General features: G+C 53.3%; 8 protein-coding genes. All 8 read left to right on the forward strand.

The annotated features are described in order from the left end of the window. Positions 1-192: 192 nt before the first annotated feature. A complete protein-coding gene (locus KNP78_RS08440) occupies positions 193-2,598 on the forward strand; it encodes an Ig-like domain-containing domain (protein ID WP_034778864.1) in 2,406 nt (801 codons plus the stop codon). Between the two features lie 223 nt (positions 2,599-2,821). Beyond that, positions 2,822-3,322 (forward strand): hypothetical protein, encoded by a 501-nt coding sequence (locus tag KNP78_RS08445; RefSeq protein WP_214754084.1) that lies wholly within the window; start codon positions 2,822-2,824, stop codon positions 3,320-3,322. Between the two features lie 71 nt (positions 3,323-3,393). Continuing rightward, on the forward strand, positions 3,394-5,337 hold the full coding sequence (locus KNP78_RS08450; RefSeq protein WP_214754082.1) for an asparagine synthetase B family protein: 1,944 nt from the start codon (positions 3,394-3,396) through the stop codon (positions 5,335-5,337). Positions 5,338-5,599: 262 nt separating this feature from the next. After that, on the forward strand, positions 5,600-7,675 hold the full coding sequence (locus KNP78_RS08455; protein ID WP_214796872.1) for a bifunctional metallophosphatase/5'-nucleotidase: 2,076 nt from the start codon (positions 5,600-5,602) through the stop codon (positions 7,673-7,675). 197 nt (positions 7,676-7,872) lie between these two features. Beyond that, the gene (locus KNP78_RS08460) at positions 7,873-10,560 is read left to right on the forward strand and encodes a glycosyltransferase (RefSeq protein WP_214823652.1); all 2,688 of its coding nucleotides are present in this window, start codon (positions 7,873-7,875) and stop codon (positions 10,558-10,560) included. Positions 10,561-10,570: 10 nt separating this feature from the next. After that, positions 10,571-10,897, forward strand: a complete 327-nt coding sequence (locus tag KNP78_RS08465) for a hypothetical protein (RefSeq protein ID WP_034778855.1) — start codon at positions 10,571-10,573, stop codon at positions 10,895-10,897. Between the two features lie 82 nt (positions 10,898-10,979). Next, positions 10,980-14,051, forward strand: a complete 3,072-nt coding sequence (locus KNP78_RS08470) for a CgeB family protein (RefSeq protein ID WP_214823653.1) — start codon at positions 10,980-10,982, stop codon at positions 14,049-14,051. Continuing rightward, entirely contained in the window at positions 14,048-16,222 is a 2,175-nt protein-coding gene (locus tag KNP78_RS08475) for a glycosyltransferase (RefSeq protein WP_214823654.1), read from the forward strand. Before KNP78_RS08470 ends, KNP78_RS08475 begins: the two co-directional genes overlap by 4 nt. Positions 16,223-16,363 lie beyond the last annotated feature (141 nt).

A 16,363-nucleotide genomic window follows, 5' to 3' on the forward strand; every position in this document is an offset into this window, starting at 1 on the left:
GTAAGCAATCTGGGACGATGCATAGGCTAAAAGTCAATGTATGGTTTTAGATACCTGTTTTTGTATGACCCAAGTCCTATCGATGCTATACATAACTCATGGCAGTAAGGGTGCCTTGAGGCGTGATCGAGAGGACGAGGGGGAGTCGAAGACGCAGAAATCGCATTTTACCAAAGGGAGGATTTAAACAAGATGGCAAACAAAAAACAATTTGTCACGGCAGCGGCAGCGTTTGCAGTGACAGCGGCAGCGGTCGCACCAGCAATGTCGGCTTCAGCGGCAATGCCTGTCGTCAAGCTCAGCTCGGACTATGTACGTCAAGGGAACTTGGATGCAGCGCTTGACAAGACGTATCACGGATCAGAGATTCACTGGTACAAGTCTTCAGTCAACATGAACAAGCTCGGTGTCTTCCAAACGGCGGTAGGTTTCGTCAAAGGGAAGGGCATCAAAGTTGAGAAGCGCGTTCGCGTTTTGAACTACGCTCAAGAAGTGATCGGACCGAAAGAAATGCTCGTCTTCGAAAAAGGACAAGCCGTCTCAGGTATCCGCTCGCAGCCGGTCAAATTCGCAGACCGCGTCTACATGAAGCCGGGTTCATGGTCTGGTATCGACACGTCGCAAGTCGGCGAGTTCACTGCGACGTTCACTTACTCGAACAAAGCGTATGGAACGGTTTCGAAATCGTTCAAGTATAAAGTCGTCGAGTCAGCACCGATGGTATCAAGCGTCGAGTTGCTCAACGCCAAAGAGCTTCAAATCAACTTCTCTAAACCGGTTGACGCGAGCACGCTCCTCGATAACGGCATGCTCAAAGATGGAACGGTCGAAATCGATCACATTCCAGATGCACAACGCCTCAAAGGACTTCGCGGCACACTCTCGAAAGACGGCAAAACGCTCGTCGTTCGCGCCGAGAAGACATTCGACGGCCGTTACGCCGTGCTTGCCAGCTCGAAGATCAAAGGTCTTGACGGCAAAGATCTCGTACCGTTCAAAGGAATCTACACGCTCACAGATAACGTGCGCCCAGTCCTTAACGATCCTGAGTATCTTGAAAACAACCGCGTGAAGTTCACGTTCTCTGAGCCGGTCAACGTTGACTCAGAAGAAGCGCTTGAGAAGAAACTTGAGTTGACAGACGCTTCTGGCGCTGGCTACAAAGTTGATGTCGACAAGCTCTCGTGGGACGGTAAGTCGTTCATCCTTGACTTGTCAGACGCTCAGTTCGTCGCAGGCAAAGACTACAAGTTGACACTCGTCGGTCTCCGTGACTTCGCTGGCAATTTCATCACACCAAATCCAGTGACGAAGGTCGTTCAGAAGAAAGTCGTTGACGGTGTAGCACCTGCAGTCGTCGGCATGTCGTCTTCGAAACCGGGCTACCTCACAGTGACATTCTCTGAGGCTGTCTATGTGGATCGTTACAACCATGTTGCGAAAATCACGCTTACAAACGGTGACATCGAAGCTGACCTTGACGACAACGCATGGCTCGACGAGTCAGGCAAAGTCCTCACTGTCCGTGACAGCACGTTCATCGGTCAAATCGACGTGAAAGTTTCTGAGTTCCGCGACCTCGCTGGCAACTACGGCGCAGCGTCAACGAAACTCGTCAACTTCACAAACGATGCGACTGCACCGACTGTGACTGGAGCAGAAGTGAAAGTCATCGACGGCAAGAACCACCTCGTCCTCACGTTCTCTGAAGAAGTGAACGCGCTCTACGATGGTGAGATGGTCGGTTCGTACATCACGCCGAACGGTGTCGAGAAGAAAGTCAAAGCATGGACAGACGCTTCGTACTACTCGAAGAACCAAATCAAGACGCCGATCTCGGATCTTGAACTTGGAAACTACTCGGTCACGCTTCCGAAGAACCTCGTAGAGGATGTCGTCGGCAACGCGAGCGCGGCTCAATCAATCAAGTTCTCAATCACATCGAGCCCAATCGAGAAAGAGAAGCCGACGTTCGATGGCTACTACTTCCAAGAGAAGGACAACAGCACACTTTACCTCAAGTTCAGCGAGAAACTTGACCCATCATCACTCTACTTGGGCAACTTCTTGATCGAAGGCAAAGCGATCGCTGAGAAAGCCGTCTTCACGAACGAGAAACGTGACGTCATCAAGTTGACGCTCAAAGAAGGCGCGATCCAGACATCTGGTAAATACGCGTTCACAATCCAAAACGTTAAAGACGTGGCGGGCAACGTCATGGATACACTCGCCTTGAACGAGAAGTTCGCTGAAAACGACCTTCCAGGTCTCACTTCGGCAGTTCTCACGTCGAACAACGTGTCAGGCGACTACGCGATCATCACGCTCACGTTCGATGAGTCGATCGCAGACTACTCAATCGAGGACGGCTATGAAGACTTCAAACTCTTCGTCGGCGACCAAGACCTCGCGAAATCTGCGAAAGTCTCAGAAGTCATGGGATCGCAGTCGAACCAAGTCAAAATCACGGTTGACCGTGTGTTGACTCCGGCTGAGACGGCTCAAACGCTCACGCTCAAACCAGGTGCTGCGTTCGAAGTCCTCGACCTCGCGAACAACAAACACCCATTGTTCACTTCGGTGAACATCGCTAAGTAATTAGCGCTGACATTCATTGACCCTCCCTTAGGGTTAAATAGAGCAAAGCCTTCGGGCGGAGCCATCTTGAAACCGGTAGCGTCTGACGCTGCCGGTTTTACTATGTAGTAAACTGAAAAAAATACATATTAATCCCAATAAATTATGGAAATTTAAAACAAATAAGGTATTATTATATTGGTTCTATTTTCTTTAGGGATAATATATAATTTGGAGGGGTATTATGAGTCGTGCACAACGGAAACAGAGACGAAAGTTCCAATTTCTCGTCAGGACGTTCGTCTTGGTCTGTCTGATTTTATCTGGCGTCATCTATCAACAAAACCAAGAAGCCGAGGCGAAAGTGAAGCTTCATGCGTCTACCTTGGGAAACGATTTGCGATTTAGCGGGATGGCGCTACGGTTAGATGCGAAAGGCCTATACATACACTCGAACAGCAGTCATAAACCGATGGGCTTCACAGGGGCCGAAATCGACCCGAAACGTGGGACGATCATCGTCCGTCGTGATCGCGGCGATTCGGTCGTCTCTATCATTGCCGAACCGGACGAGACGCTCACGAAACGAGGCATCACGATCGGGGCTTCTGGTGGCGGGAGAGTGACCCACTTGTATTTATATCAAAACGGTGTTCAGCTCAATTTGGCTAAACCGGCTGACTATGCAAAAGCAGCGGGTTCTACCTCTAATATTTGGATGACCATCATCAGTCAATCTCGATGAGTTACCGGCACGTCCGGTGCTCATCTTTTTTCGAGTCGAGGCAAGAATTTACTATAGAATGAGGGAAAACGATGCAAGCTTATCAACGTGGATTTTTAATGACGCCGACACAGACCACACGTGACGGGTGGGATATGGTCACTTTGCCGAACGGTGACTTCTTTTACTATGACCCAATCACTCAGGTCGACTTGATTCAAAATGGAAATCGGTGGATGCTCGCTATGGGGGATGTCATTGACATCCGAGCGATGAAGCGTGACCGGATGAACTTGCTTGCGCGACTGAGCGCAGAAACGACGGAAGCGTTCCACGAATCACTCGACTTCATGGGCGGTCGTTATGTGCTCATTCGTGGCGACGAGGCATCCGTCCGGCTCTACCACGATGCGACAGGGATGCGCGGCGTCTACTTCACGACAGAAGCGCCGCTCCGGGCCGCCAGTCATTTAGAGCTGTTGCAAGAAGACGTCCAGTCCGCACCGCACCCGCTCTGTTCAAGCGAGTTGCGTCAACACAACCATTACCACTTGCCGGGTCACTTCACGATCTATGAGACGATCCGGATTCTCGTTCCGAACCATTTCGTCGATGGGTCATGTGTGATGACCCGTTATTATCCACGGCGTCCGCTTGAATCGCTACCAGTCGAGGCGGCGATCGAACCGCTCCGGACCTGGTTCGACAACCAGTTGCATCAGCTGTTCGAGACAGACGAACGCATCATCTTCTCCCTCACGGCCGGGATCGACAGCCGTCTGTCGCTCGCGCTCCTGAAACCGTTCCTCGCTGAGATTGAGGCGTTCACGTACCAAAACGTGGCGCACGTCGAGTCGCTCGATATCGATGCGGAAGTCGCCACGATGATGGCGCGCGACCTCGGATTCGCCCATCGTATCATCCCGGTCGACGGCCGAGCGTTCGAACAAGCGGACGAGGCAAAACCGTTTCGCGATATGATGCGCCAAAGTGTGACGTCAAATCACGGTCATGCCCACGCCTATGAATATATGAAGCTGTACAACGACCGGCCGACGCGACATCTACGGTCGAACATCCTCGAGATCGGTCGTGCCTTTTACCGGAAAAACCGTACCCTCCCGGCCGAGTTCACCGTCGAAGGCGCGATTCGTTGCTATTCATGGAAGTCGCGGGAAGATGACCGTGTCGTCGCGTTATGGACGTCTTACGTTGAAGCGGTCGGGTTGACCGAGGCGACGCTCCACGGGTATGACCCGTACGACTTGTTATATTGGGAGTACCGGATGGGCATGTGGCACCAGCAAGTGCTCGCCGAGAGCGACGTCGCTTTCGAGACGTACATTCCGTTCAACGCCCGGGCCATCCTCGAGTTGTTCCTCGCGCCTGAATATGGGGACCGTCTATACGCAAAGCTGTTCTATGAAGTGATCGGTCATGAGTGGCCGGTGCTCGCGTTCTGGGGCGTGAACAAACGCGACACGATGCGCGATTATCTGCATCCGACGCTCGACCAAGACTGGATGCCGTTGAACGGGGTGATCACGAGCGGACGGTTGGACGAGTCGACGATCCCGTTGAACGTACGTCGCTTGACGACGAACGTGTCGTATCATCTTGAAGCGAACGCGATGAAAAAAGGGGACTACATGGTCTACTCGCAAATCTTGACGACGAAACCTGGTCAGACATATCGTTTGAACTTGAACGTGCTCAACCCGTTCGAAAAGCGGTCGTCCCTTGGCCTAGGACGGATGCGCTACGAGATTTGGGTCGACGGGGTCTTGTACTTGTCCGAGGATATCGCGGCCTGGGGCGGCCCGAACCAAGTATGGGTCGAGTTCGATGCGACGGCTGAGACGACCGAGTTCATGGTCCGGACGGTCGCCCTCCGTGACTGTGGACCGAACAAATGGGGCGCGGCCTCAAAGATGCAACTTGAGGCGCTGCGTCTTCAAGAAATCGAGCACGGTCATTTGAAGGCTGGGGCATCGAGTCCGTTCACACAAGTTCATGAGTTGATTGAAGCGGAGTAAGGCTTTTTGCCTAACGTGTTTCAATTTCCAAGGAATCCCTCGATGTTGCAGTCGGGGGATTTTTTGGAAAAGATACACGGAATTAACGAAAAATTAATTGTATTTACTAGTGGAATTGGATATGTTTAGAGAGGAGAGTGGTCTCTGAAACGATAGGTCTGAAGACGGAATAGGGAGCAAGGCCAATTGTACTCCGTCAGACATTGTAAGCGCTATCATTCGTTTTAGTTCTGCTTCACCACATTTGAAAGGGGAAAATCAAATGCTCACACGTAAAACGAACAAGTTGTACGCTTCACTCGCTGTGGCGGCCATCACCGCTTCATCGATCGTTCCGGCAGCGACAGCTGACGCGGCACCGAAAGCGAAGACGGTCAAACTGAAAACGGACTTCGTCCGCGGAGGGGACCTCGACGCGTCACTCGACAAGACATACAAAGGGGCCAAGATTCACTGGTACAAGTCTTCGGTCAAGATGAACAAACTCGGTACATATCAAACGGCGAAAGGAATCGTTCTCGGCAAGGGGTTGAAAGTCGAGAAGCGCGTCCGCGTTTTGAACTATCCGGTCGCCATCGAGCCGGCTGAAGCACTCTCGTTCAAACAAGGGGAAAACGTGCCGAGCGCACTTCGTCTCGATGTTCGCTTTGCGAACGGTACAGTCGAGCGTCTCGTCCGCGTCCATGGCATCGATACGTCAAAAATCGGATCGTTCACGGCACATGCGAAGTTCACGAGCAACGGCCGCACAATCGAAGCTGAGCTTCCATATTCGGTCGGTGGGAATACAGTATCATTCATGCACACGAACGACACGCACGCTTCACTCGACTTGGCGCCGAAACGCGCGACAGCCGTTAAGCAAGTTCGTGCCGAGAAGCCGAACGCTCTCTTGATCGATGCGGGGGACGTATTCTCAGGTTCGCTCTACTTCAACAAGTTTGAAGGTATGGCTGACTTGAAACTCATGAACTACATGAAATACGATTTGATGACGCTCGGAAACCACGAGTTCGACCTCGGCGGCGACGAAGACGGCAACGCAGAGCTTGCCAAGTTCATCCGCTATGCGAACTTCCCGTTCGTCAGTTCGAACCTCGACTTCTCAGCTGATGCGAACTTGAAATCGCTCTACCGCGATGCGGTGACGGACAAGCCATACAACGGTCGTCTCTATGAAGGTGTCATCAAAGAAGTGGACGGCGTCAAAGTCGGATTCTTCGGTCTCACAACAGAAGAGACGGCTGACATCGCCAGCCCAGGCGACACGCAATTCCAAGACTACATCGCGGAAGCAAAAGCAGCCGTGGCAGCGTTCGAGGCAGCTGGCGTCAACAACATCGTCGCGGTCACGCACTTAGGCTATGATGACAACCCAGCGGTCGACAACGATCAAATCCTTGCAGAAGAAGTTGAAGGGATCGACGTCATCATCGGCGGACACTCGCACTCGTTGCTTACGAAACCGGTCGTGAAGAACGCGGATTCGGATAACCCGACCATCATCGTCCAAGCGTACCAGTACAGCCAATACCTCGGCACACTCGACGTCACGTTCGACCATGACGGTAAAGTCGTCGCACATGAAGGTTCGGTCATCGACGTGTCGAAACTTGAAGCAGACGCGAAAGCGACGCAACTCCTCGCGCCGTTCAAAGAAGATGTCGACGCCTTGAAAAACCAACCGACCGGCGCTACAGCGACGGCAGCGCTCACGAACCCGCGTACGAGCGACATCGGTAACACGACAGGTGAGAGCGTCCGTAAAAACGAGACGGCGCTTGGTAACTTGATCACAGACGGTATGCTCGCGAAAGCGAAGACGTTCAACGCGGACGTCATCGGCGCGATGCAAAACGGCGGCGGCATCCGTGCAGCCATCGATGAAGGGGAAATCACGATCGGCGAAGTGCTCACGACGCTTCCGTTCGGCAACACGCTCGCCATCGCTGACCTCACTGGGACAGAGATTTACCAAACGTTCGAGCGCAGCGTCGGACCGCTTCCGAGCGAAAACGGTGGTTTCCTTCACGTGGCTGGCTTGAAAGTGACGTACGATAGCTCGAAACCGTCAGGCGAACGCGTGACAAAAATCGAGTACTTGAAAGACGACGCATACGTCCTCGTTGCGAACGACACGACGACATATAAAGTCGCGACGAACGCCTTCACGGCCAAAGGCGGCGACGGCTTCGAAGAACTAGGCAAAGCTTATACAGAAGGACGCGTTCAAGACCTCGGTCTCTCGGACTGGGAAAACTTGCGTGACCATGTGGCCGGTCTCAAAACCGTTGAGCCGAAAGTGGAAGGTCGCATCGTCGACACAGCAGCAAACTAAGCAGTTTCACTCTCCTGATTTTTTCAGGGGAGTGTTTTTTTGTTAATGGTCGTGAAAGTCGGGTATACGACAAGAGGGACGGGTCAATGGATTGTCATCTGACTGAAATTGCTTGCCTATCTGATATTTGATACTATGACAGAGGGTGTAGGTGTGAAGCCTACGATACGACATGATGAAAGAATGAGGCGAATTTAATGGATGTAAGACGATTATTGTCCGACGTTCAAGCGCACACGAAATGGGTACGTGCCGAACGGGAACGGATTTCACAAAAAGAACCACTAGATGAAGGCGATGTCGTTCTCATCAACGACTTGCCGTCTTTGACGAAGAAAGCCCAGCTCCCGTATTGGGACGACGCCAAACTCGAAGCCTACCACACGGCTCTCGAACAAGAATGGGACACGGCGTCCGAGCGATTCCCGAGCGACGTGGCTTCATTCCCGTCGTCGAACGGAACCGCGTATTACTATAAGAAGAAACTCATCGACGTGGCGTTCGTCGGACCGGTCGAACGGGCCGAGACGTGGCGTAACGTCTGCAACATCCATACGTTCAGTACGGTCACCGAGTTTTTAGAACTCATCAATGCCGGTGTGAACATCGAGTTCCTGATGATCAGCCCGATTCTTCCAGGAGAAGCGGCGACAAGTTTTGAGCATATGGGGACACCACGTTCACATTCGCGCGAATGGCTCGAAAAACTGATCAAACAAGCGAACTATCGGGACATCCCGACCGTGTTCCACACCGAGGCCGATACGAACCATTACGCTCGTTTCGCATCACTCGCGGCAAAATGTGATGTCGTCTTTACGGCCAACGAAGAACGGGTTCAAGATTACACGGAACTGTGCAACCATGACCGTGTCTTCGTCATCAAGCCGTTCGTCAACCAACTGCTCCACAATCCGATCGGGATGACGCGCCCGCGTCTGAACGATGTGCTCGTCACGAACGAGTTCCCGATGCGCAACGTGTTCATGGACGACGTCAACAAATTGATGGACGGTGTGCTAGAGACGGACCATCAACTCTTTGTGACGAAGTCGAACCGTGATCAACATACAGAAGTCGCTGAGACGTATCGTCCATATCTCGTCGCCAGCGAGACGAATATGGGTGACTTGAAAAAATCGGTCGACTGGATTCTTCATGTCAACGAAGTGAAGAACAGTCCGACTTACTGCGCCCAAGAGATCTATGATGCACAGGCGCGCGGCAATCTCGTCTTGACGAACTATAATATCGCCGTCAACAACGATTTCCCAAACGTGTTCATCGCGACGGGGCGGTTGGACGCAAAACAAATCTTGAGCATGTTCAAGACAGAAGACGAGATGGTCCGCCAGCAACTGTCTGGTGTTCGCACGGTTATGGGCGGCCATACGCTACACGACCGGTTTGAAGAGATGTTGTTCGCGCTCGGACTCGAGACGGAGGCACTCGGGGCCCGCCCTGTCCTCGTCGTCGGCTCGGGTGACGAGTCGCGTCTCCAAGCGATGATCGACGCACAGACGTATGCAAGCATCCGTTTCCGCATGGCGGACGCCGTGACCGAGACCGATTTACAAGAAGCGGCGTTCGTCGCATTCTTTGACTCGGCCTATACGTATGAGGCGTACTACTTGGAAGACATGATTAACGCCTTCAAATACACGGACGTCTCGTTCGTGACGAAAGCGGCCTACTTCGACGGCGAAACGTTCGTCACGGGCCCGGAACATGACTATGTGACGGACGTGACCGACGTCCACCGTTCGGTGTTCGTCGCCGAACAGTTGTCGCTAAAAGAAGTCGCGACGCGGACGCTCAAAACACGCACGTTACCAGGTTATGCGATTGACCGATACGAGCTCGTCAAAGGTGAAGTCAGCGTTTCGCCGAACGCACCGCGTGACTATAAACTGTCTGTCGTCGTGCCGGTATATAACAACGGCCGTTACTTGTATAACAAATGCTTCTTCAGTTTGAAGCGGAGTTCGATGTTTGACGACATGGAAATCTGGCTCGTCGACGATGGTTCGACCGACAACGAGACGGCTCGTTACGTCGAGCGCTTGGCACGTGAGCATGCGAACGTCTACATGTACTCGTTCGCGGATGGCGGCAGCGGCAGTGCCTCACGCCCCCGTAATAAGGGCGTCGAGCTCGCGACGACTCCGTATATCGCGTTCCTCGACCCGGATAACGAGGCGGTCAACGACGGCTATCATGAGCTGTATCAGTTGATGACACGCGAACCGGGACTCGACCTCGCCGTCGGCAGTATGTTGAAGCTGTCGAACCGTGAGGCGATGATTGAACTCGAAGGGCTTGAAAAAGATGGCATTCGCATGATCGAAGATCCACGCGCCTACTTGCTCGAGCACAACTTCAAAGTCCAAAGCATCCAGGCGATGGTCATCCGCCGCGACTTCATCGTCGAGAACGGATTGAAGCAAGTCATCGGTGCGGTCGGTCAAGACTCGCTCTTCTTCCAAGAGATGTTCTTGTCGGCAGAACGGGTCGCACTCGTCGATTTGACGATCCACGATTATTACGCGGCCGTGGCCGGGTCGACCGTCAACACGATCACACGCCGTTACTTCGAGAAGTGTCTCTTGCGTGAGACGGCCCGAGCGAAAGCGTTCGAACGTGAAGGTGTGCTCGACGTTTACCGCGAGACGCGCTTTGAACGGTTCTTCGAGCTATGGTATCTCCAGTTCATTCGCCGGTCGCGGGAAGAGGACTTCCTCGGCAATGCGGACCTGTTATATGCCATCTATGAGCAGTTCAAGCCGCTCGAACCGAGAAGCCCGCGCTTCAAACAGTTCATCGATCTGTACGAGAGCGGTCAAAAAAATGAATTGAAACGTCTATATTTCGACGTATTCCGTTGAGGTGACAACCATGAGTGAACAATTGAAACAAGAAAAGAACCTTCTCGAGATGCAGCTCGCTGAACAAATCGAGGAGAATAAACGACTTCAACGTGAATACCGGATCAGGGGTCAACAATACCAACGTCTCTTGCATCGTTACGCCGAACTGCTCTATACGGTAGAGTGGATCTCGAAAGAAGTCGAGAAGGCCGATAAACGCTATCACCAAATGAGTCGGAAATTTACTCAAATCAATCGTAAATATCAAAGTTTGACACAGTCTAAAGTCGGCAAAGTACTCCTTAAAGTGCGGGCCATCCGAAGCCGCGTCGGCAAAATCGTCAAACGAAAATGACCAACCGGGAGCGACATGTGATGTGTCGCTTCCTTATTAGTGAAATCGAGGGGAACAACCCCGCAGTTTGGAGGAAAGACATATGGGTTGGCAAACGAAAGCACGTCGTGCGGCACATCTTGGTTTACAGCGCTCACGTCGCGTCGGGAAACGAATCATCAATAAGACGCGCAATCGCGTGATTTCCCGTAAAGGGGGACCGATCGTCCCGAATTGGTATACCGCATCGAATGCGGTGCACTTAGAAGGAGCGGACGTCATCGTCTCACGGCCGGAAGCGGTCGCACTCGCGTACCGAGCGGATGGAAAAGAAGAGGCGCTTGACCTCAAGCAAATGTTCTCAAAATCAACTCGTCATCTGCACGTCCAGTTTCGGGCGAAGGCGACAGGAGACGTCAATCCCGTCGTGAAAGTGTCGCTCTACCAACGGAACAAGCACTCACGTGACGTGTTCGTCTACAATCAGGCACCGACCGACATCGCCTTGCTCGCGAACGAGACGCGAGTCCGCTTCGCTATCGAGACGGAAGGGAAAGGCTCTTATAGCGTCATCGAGTTGAACGTCAACGGTGTCTCGCTCTGGGATGTCGAAGGTATGGCTTACCATATGCAAGACGCTGATTTCGACTATCGCATCGATTTGACACCAAAACAGCTCGAGTTGATCTCGGCGATCAACCGCGTCGTCGACTTCGAAGACGATAAACTGTTGCTTCACGGCGTCGGCAGCCAGTACGTCCATTTCGGCGTCGGCGAGTCGGCGCTCCCGCACGTGAACACGAAACGTGCCATCGATTTCCCGCTCGGGGACATGGACGATGACGTCTATCGTTTCTATTTAAAAGGGACGGTGACCGGCACGGCGAACGCTTCCCTGTTCGTCGTCACGTACACGGCGGACGGCCAAGACCAGATGATCGAGGTCCCGCTCGGACTGAGTGGCATTATCCGCCTGACACCGAGCCATACAACGGTCCGCTATTTCGTCCGTTTCTCAGGTCACGGTGAGCTCCATGGATTGAAGCTCGGTATGGTCCGCGAGAAGAGCGTCCGTCGCGAAGAAATTTTGTCGCTCAAACCGTCGATGTGGACGGTGCCGACGCCGGATACGATCAAACTGAAACATAAACACGACCAGCTCGTCGTCAAGTTGAAGACCGGGGAAGGCAATCGCCGTTACATCTCGTACGCCGAGACGAACAACAGCTTCAAACTGTTGCCGGTCGACTTCTTGTTCGACGTCAAATCGAACAGTCGTTACCGGGTCACGGTCGATGGGGAGATGGGCGAAGGGACGAACGTCGTCCTCTATATCATCACGTATTCGACGGAAGGCCGATTGAATATGCAGCAAGTCCAACTCGGTTCAGAGAAAATTTTCGAGTTCGAGAAAGAGGCGCGTCGCCTCCGTTTTGCGCTTCGTGTCGACGGGGACGGAGAAGCGGTCATCGACCGGATTCGTGTCACCGAGGAAATCATCAGCGACCGGACGCGTAGCCCGGAATGGCTCGACGTGCGTGAGGCCCGTCTTTTCCGTGCCGTGCCGCGTGAGCTGCACGAACTGAAAGTCGCGGCCATCTTCGATGAGTTCACGACCGCATCGTACCGTCCGGAATGTGACTTGATCACGTTCACACCGGACAACTGGACGGCCGTCCTTGCCGATGAACAGCCGGACTTCTTGATGGTCGAGTCGGCGTGGAAAGGGAACGCCGGGGCGTGGGAGAAGAAAATCGTCAAATACGGCACGAACACGTGGGAAGAACTCGACGGCCTGCTCGAATGGTGCCGTCATAACAACATCCCGACCGTGTTCTGGAACAAGGAAGACCCGATCCACTACGATCGCTTCATCGAGACGGCCAAACGGTTTGACTACGTCTACACGACTGACGAGAACCGGGTCGAGGATTATATCCGCGACTGCGGTCACGACCGCGTCGGCGCGCTCCCGTTCGCCGCACAACCGAAAGAGCACAATCCGATTCGCTTGCCGGGTACGCGTGAACCGTACGCGTCGTTCGCGGGCTCGTATTATGCGAACCGTCATGAGTCGCGTCGTCAAGATATGGACCGTCTGTTCGCCGCGGCGAACCGTTACGGCCTCGTCATCTATGACCGCAACTATGAGATGAACCAACGCGGCGAGACGGACCAGCTCCAATTCCCGGAGCAGTTCCGTGACTCGATTCGCGGCAGTTTGAAATATAACCAGATCGCGAAAGCATACAAAGGCTTCAAAGTTATGCTGAACGTCAACTCGGTCAACGATTCGCCGACGATGTTCTCGCGTCGTGTGTTCGAAGGACTCGCCTGTGCGACACCGGTCGTCAGCACGCGTTCGATTGGCGTCAAACAAATGCTTGGCGATTACGTCTTCCTCGATGAGGGAGATGCCATGCTCGACGAGACGTTCAAGAAGCTGTTGACGGATGACGCGTTCTATGAGGACGTCGCCATGCGCGGGATGCGTCACGTGTTGACGTATCACACGTACACGCAACGACTTGCCCAAGTCGTCGGTGCGATCGGCATCCCGTATCGGGTCGATCACGCCAAAGTCGCCATGGTCGCCATCGTCCGCTCGAAAGAAGAGATGGAGCGTGTCGTGTCGATCTATCAAGCGCAAGACTATGCCCACACGCATCTCGTCGTGTTCCTCGACAAGTTCGACGGTTACATCGACGTCTATAACGAGTACAACACCGAGGAGATCTCGACGTTCATGCTCAGCTATTTGACGCAGTACAACGCCTTGTCCGAGATTTTGGACGGCTTCGAATGGATGGCGTACGTCAACCGGGAAGACTACTACGGCCCGTCGTACGTGTCCGACTATATCTTGGCGACGCGTTATGCCGACGCCAATATCTTGACGAAAGGCGACCATTACACGTTTGACGGGACGCTCGAGAAACAAGACACAGATGCGAGCTATCGCTACGTGTTCGACGCTGTGCCGACACGCTCGCTCGTCAAACCGGCGGCACTCCGCTTCTATAGTGTGAAAGAGGCGCTCGACGTGTTGACGAAAGATGCGTCACTCCAAGAACTGGCCCAGTCCGGGGAGCGCATCTTCAGCATCGACCCGTATCAATACGTCAAAGGCGGAGCTAATCTCTCCGACGCAATGGTCCAGGAGGTAACGTTATGACGAAAGCACCGCTCCGCGTCCTCGTCTATGGGGACGTGAACTTGAACTTGATCGACGGGTCGGCCATCTGGCTGACATCCGTCGTTCATATGTTGAAACAAGACCCGTCGATTCACGTCGATATCTTATTGAAACGCTCAATCGTGAAACCGGAAGTGACGGCGTCGATTCGTGAGTTGCCGAACGTCCGTTTCCTCGACGTGTTCAGCGAGACGTCGCCGAAGAAGGACGAACCTTATTACGAGAAGAAAGTGCTTGAACCGTCTGAAGCGGCCCAGCTCATCCATGAGCTCATGATGAGCGGGTCGTACGACTTGGCGTTCATCCGCGGCTTCCAGCTCGCCTACAACTTGTCAGCATATGAAGACACGATGGCGAAGACGTGGACGTATATCACGGATTTCACGCACGACCATACGCAGGCGTCGGACGAAGAATTGGCCCGCTTGAAGCAAATCGCCTCACGCTCGGCTCGCATGCTTTGCCAGACGTCGGCAATGAAGGATTATTTTGAGACGTTCCTCCCGACGGAGCGGCCGTTCCTCATCTTGAACCCGATGATTCCGAACGTGAAAGAAGCGACACCATCGTTCACGAAACCGAACGACCGCCTCGTCTATACCGGCAAATTCGCGCCGCTCTGGTATTCGAGCGAGATTTTGACGGCGTTCACGAAACTGCGCGCCGCGCATCCGGCGGCCGAGTTGCACGTCGCCGGGGACAAGTTCAATCAAGACCCGAACAACCCGAACTTCCGCAAAGACGTGACACATCGACTCGGTCACGATTCAGGCGTGACGTGGCTGAAAGGCATCCCGCGCCGCGACGTCGAGACGTTAATCGAGTCGAGTGCGGTCGGCGTATCTTGGCGCCATCCGGAACTCGATGCCTCGCTCGAGCTGTCGACGAAGCTGCTCGAATACGGTGCGCTCGGAAAACCGGTGTTGCTCAACCGTAACCCGATGCACGAGCTCATTCTCGGGGCGGACTATCCGCTCTTCGTCAACTCGGAGACGGAGTTCATCGACAAGGCACGCCTCGCGCTCACGGACGCTAGCATCTACCGTGAGGCCGCCAAGCGTCTGTACGACATGGCCCAGTACTACACGTTCACGAACACGTACGCGCGTCTGCGCGACGAGTTGTGGGGGATGAAGAAGTTGACGATCGTTTTCGCCGGTCATGACTTGAAGTTCTTGAAGCTGTTCATGAAGCAGTTCTCGGAGAACCCGCGCTTCAACGTGCTCGTCGATCAATGGGATGGCCATAAGATTCACAACGTCAACCATAGTAAGGCATGTCTTGAGCAGGCCGACATCATCTTCTGTGAGTGGGGACTCGGCAACGCCGTCTGGTACTCGGAGCATAAGCTGCCGCACCAGAAGCTGATTGTCCGGATTCACCGTCAAGAGAAAGAGACACCGTTCCCGCGCCAATACAATTTGCACAATATCGACAAAATCATCCTCGTCTCGCCGTATATGCTCGAAGAGATGTACCGTCTGTTCCGCATTCCGCGCCATAAGATGACGATGATTTATAACGCCGTCGACGGCAAGCGTTTGGCGCAGCCGAAAGTGAAACAAGATTTGACGTTCCACCTCGGTATGATCGGCGTCAACCCGAAACTGAAGCGGCTCGATTTGGCGCTCGATTTGCTCGAGCAGCTGTTACAACAAGACAGCCGCTATAAACTCTTCATTAAAGGACATCACCCGAACGAGATCTACTGGATCAACAAGCGGGAAGAGGAGCGGGCGTATTACGACAAGTTGCTCGCCCGTCTCGAAGAGCCGCAATTCCAATCGAGCGTCCAGTTCGACGGCCACGGCGACGACGTGCCGGAATGGTTGCAAAAGATTGGTTTCGTCCTCTCGATGAGCGATCTCGAGAGCTTCCATTTGGCTCCGGCCGAAGCGATGACGTCGGGGACGTATCCGCTCATCCGTCACTGGACGGGAAGCGAGACGATCTATCCGGACGACTTATTGCTCGAAAATGTGTCCGACGCCGTCGACATCATTCGCTCATACGCCGACGATTCAGACCGTTTGCTCGAAGCCGCAAAACCGCTTCAAGCCTATGCGTTTGAGCACTTCGCGGTCGAAACACTTGCTAAAAAGCTGGAACAGCTTATACTAGAGGCGTTGTCCGAAACGGAAAAACATTGATTTGTCATTAAAATGTAATTGCTCGGCTGATTTGTTCAAGAGTATAATGAGTATTGTTTTATTGTCGAAACTGAAATAAAATGATGGACATGCTCGCACTGAGAAATCGCAGGGCACACACACACTTGGAGGTTACTACAA

The sequence above is a fragment of the Exiguobacterium sp. s28 genome, from assembly GCF_018618135.1.
Lineage (GTDB): Bacteria > Bacillota > Bacilli > Exiguobacteriales > Exiguobacteriaceae > Exiguobacterium > Exiguobacterium mexicanum_A.